The sequence below is a fragment of the Microbacterium sp. HMWF026 genome, assembly GCF_003061325.1.
Classification (GTDB): domain Bacteria; phylum Actinomycetota; class Actinomycetes; order Actinomycetales; family Microbacteriaceae; genus Microbacterium; species Microbacterium testaceum_E.
In genome coordinates this window covers 1-3,402 of sequence record NZ_QAJB01000430.1, presented here as the reverse complement: position 1 = coordinate 3,402, position 3,402 = coordinate 1, and the positions used below count along the sequence as shown (strand labels likewise).

3 protein-coding genes are annotated in these 3,402 nt (G+C 70.1%); all 3 read left to right on the top strand.

Annotation, left to right across the window (positions count from 1 at the left end; all coding sequences use genetic code 11):
• Window positions 1-130: 130 nt before the first annotated feature.
• Genes DBR36_RS15565 through trpS form a run of 3 tightly spaced genes read left to right on the top strand, consistent with a single transcriptional unit; the run spans window position 131 to window position 3,282 of the window.
• Entirely contained in the window at window positions 131-1,330 is a 1,200-nt protein-coding gene (locus DBR36_RS15565) for a YihY/virulence factor BrkB family protein (protein WP_108320624.1), read from the top strand.
• Between the two features lie 55 nt (window positions 1,331-1,385).
• Window positions 1,386-2,234 carry an exodeoxyribonuclease III gene (locus tag DBR36_RS15560; protein ID WP_108320623.1) on the top strand — a complete coding sequence of 283 codons (849 nt, stop codon included), beginning with the start codon at window positions 1,386-1,388 and terminating at the stop codon, window positions 2,232-2,234.
• 43 nt (window positions 2,235-2,277) lie between these two features.
• On the top strand, window positions 2,278-3,282 hold the full coding sequence (gene trpS / locus DBR36_RS15555) for a tryptophan--tRNA ligase (RefSeq protein WP_108320622.1): 1,005 nt from the start codon (window positions 2,278-2,280) through the stop codon (window positions 3,280-3,282).
• The last annotated feature ends 120 nt before the right edge of the window (window positions 3,283-3,402 follow it).

Here is a 3,402-nt window from a genome sequence, read left to right as displayed (position 1 = left end):
GCGCTGCGGCGCCCCCGCCGTTCGGCGTTCCCGGCCTTCTCCCCCGCGACGTCAGGATCCGGCGATTCACGCAACGAAGAACGGGGACGGATGCCGGGGGCCGGCGGCATCCATTCATTAGGCTTTCCGAGTGACCGACGCGACCTCCGATCCGCGACCGCTGCCCGCGGTGCGCGACGACGAGACGTCGCTGCGCGATCGACTCAGCGAGGCGCAGTCCGCCGTGCGCGGCCGACTGGACCAGCCGATCGCTCGTGCGGCGCGGATCGCGCAGTGGTTCCCGATCCGCGTGTGGCGGCACTTTCTGCAGCACAACGGTTTCCTGCTCGCCGCGGGGATGAGCTACCAGGGCCTGTTCGCCGTCTTCTCGGCGCTGTACCTCGCGTTCGCGGGGGTCGGCATCTGGCTGGGCGGCAGCCGAGCGGCGGTCGACGGGCTCATCCGCATCGTCAACGGCTACATCCCCGGGCTCATCAGCGCCCACGGCCTGGTCAAACCCGAACAGGTGGAAGCCGCCACGCAAGAGAGCGGGCGACTGCTCACCATCACCGGTGGCGTCGCCGCCGTCGTGGTCATCTGGACCGCCATCGGTTTCGTCACCTTCACGCGACGCGCGGTGCGCGACACGTTCGGCCTGCCGTTCGACATGCGCAACTACGTGATGCTCAAAGCGCGCGACTTCCTCGCGTCGATCCTCTTCGGCATCGCGCTGCTGATCGGCGCCCTGCTCGGATCGATCACCACGGGCGCGGTCGACCTGGTCTTCGGTCTCATCGGCTGGGACAAAGAGACGCTGGGGTGGTCGGTGGGCGCGCGCCTCATCTCGATCATCGTGGCGTTCGGGGTCAACACGGTCGCGCTGGCGTCGCTCTTCCGCTTCCTCACCGGCACCACCCTCACCTGGCGACGGGCCTGGCCGGGCGCGGTGGTCGGAGCGATCGGCATGGTGGTGCTGCAGATCGGTGCGGGCTTCCTGTTCGTGTACACCCCGTCCAATCCGCTGCTGTCGACGTTCACGGTGCTGATCGGCTTCCTGCTGTGGTTCCGCTTCATCGGGATCGTCATCCTGGTGTCGGCGGCGTGGATCGCCGTGGCCGCGGGTGATCGCGACGTCCCCCTGCGCTCCCCCGAGGACCGTCGCGCGATGGAGCAGGCGGCGCTGGTCATCGCGGCGCAGGTCGGGGTGCGCGAGGCCGAGAAGCAACTCGCGCTCTCGCGCTGGCCGTGGCGCTGGCGCGCGCGCCGACGCCTGGCGGCCGCCGAGAAGACCCTGGCCCGCGCCGAGGCCGACGTGCCCGCGCCGCGTCGGATGTCGCTCATCCCCGACTGAGCCGGGCCCCGACAAGGTCGGACCCGGTGTCGGAGGTCGCGGCTAGGCTCGTGGGGTGGCTCGCTCCGTACGCATCGTCTCGATCAACGTCAACGGCATCCGTGCCGCCGTCCGCAAGGGCATGACCGAGTGGCTCGATGCCGCGGGAGCCGACATCGTGGCCCTGCAAGAGGTCCGCGCCACCGCAGAGCAGCTCGCCGATGCCCTGCCCGGCTGGCAGATCGTCAACGACGAGGCCCTGCAGAAGGGGCGCGCGGGCGTCGCGATCATCAGCCGCCTGCCCGGCGTCGAGACGCGCACGCACCTGGGTCCCGAGCCCCTCGACGCCTCGGGCCGGTGGATCGAGACCGACTTCGACATCGACGGCGAGACCCTCACCGTCGTCAGCGCCTACGTGCACAGCGGCGAGGTCGACACCCCCAAGCAGGATGCGAAGTGGCTCTTCCTGGATGCCATGGAGCGTCGGCTGTCCACGTTGAGCGCCGAGCGCGAACTGGCCTTGGTCGTCGGAGACCTCAACGTCGGCCACCGCGAGCTCGACATCAAGAACTGGCGCGGCAACCGCAAGAACGCCGGGTTCCTGCCCCGCGAGCGCGCCTACTTCGACCGCTTCTTCGGCCCCGCGGGCGAGCAGGTCGAGGGCGTCGACGGCTCGACCGGCACGGGTCTCGGCTGGGTCGACGTCGGCCGCCGCGCCATGGGCGAGGTCGACGGCCCGTATACGTTCTGGTCCATGCGCGGCAAGGCGTTCGACACCGACAGCGGGTGGCGCATCGATTACCACGTCGCCACCCCGGCCCTAGCCGAGCGCGTCACCTCGTATGCCGTCGAGCGGGCGCCGTCCTACGACACCCGCTGGAGCGATCACGCCCCGGTCATCGTCGACTACACGCTCGGCACCTGACCCGGCGGCGGTCCGGGTGGCGCGCGCCGCCTAGGATCGAACGGTGACCACCGAGCGCCTCTACTCCGGAATGCAGCCCTCCGCCGACAGCCTCCAGATCGGCAACTACATCGGGGCCCTGCTGCAGTGGCGCGACCTGCAGGACGAGTACGACGCCTTCTTCTCGGTCGTCGACCTGCACGCCCTCACCCAGCCCGGCGATCCCGCCGAGCGTCGCGAGAAGACCCGCCGCACCGCCGCCCAGTACATCGCCGCCGGCATCGAGCCGTCGCGCTCGACGCTGTACGTGCAGTCGCACGTGCCCGCGCACGCCGAGCTGCAGTGGGTGCTGTCGACCCTGACCGGTTTCGGCGAGGCCGGTCGCATGACCCAGTTCAAGGACAAGTCGGCGCGGTACGGCACGGATGCCACCAACGTCGGTCTCTTCACCTACCCGGTGCTGATGGCCGCCGACATCCTGCTGTACCAGACCGACGTCGTGCCCGTCGGCGACGACCAGAAGCAGCACATCGAGCTGACGCGCGACCTCGCCGAGCGCTTCAACCAGCGGTACGGTCAGACCTTCACGGTGCCCAAGCCCGTCATCCAGCGCGAGACGGCCCGCATCTACGACCTGCAGAACCCGACCGCGAAGATGTCGAAGTCGGCCGAGTCCGACGCGGGCGTGCTGTGGCTGCTCGACGACCCCAAGGTCAGCGCGAAGAAGATCATGCGGGCCGTCACCGACTCCGAGGGCGCGGTGCGTTTCGACCGCGACGAGAAGCCCGGCGTCTCGAACCTGCTCGTCATCTACTCGGCCCTCACCGGCCGCGAGATCACGGCCATCGAGGACGAATACGCCGGCCGCGGCTACGGCGACTTCAAGAAGGGCCTCGCCGAGGTCGTCGTGAACGAGTTCGAGCCGGTGCGCGCGCGGGCCCTCGAGCTGCTCGACGACCCCGCCGAGCTGGACCGGGTGCTGGCCGTCAACGCCGGGCGGGCGGCATCCGTCGCCGAGAAGACCCTCTCGGACGTCTACGACCGCATCGGACTGCTGCGCCGCGGCTGATCCGCCCGCCTGACGGCGGGTTCGCCCGCGCCGGGGCAGAGCCGGGCGCGCACGAAACTCGGAGAAGCGCACGGAACTCGGAGAACTCAGCCCGGAACGTCCGAGATCGGCGCGCTGCTC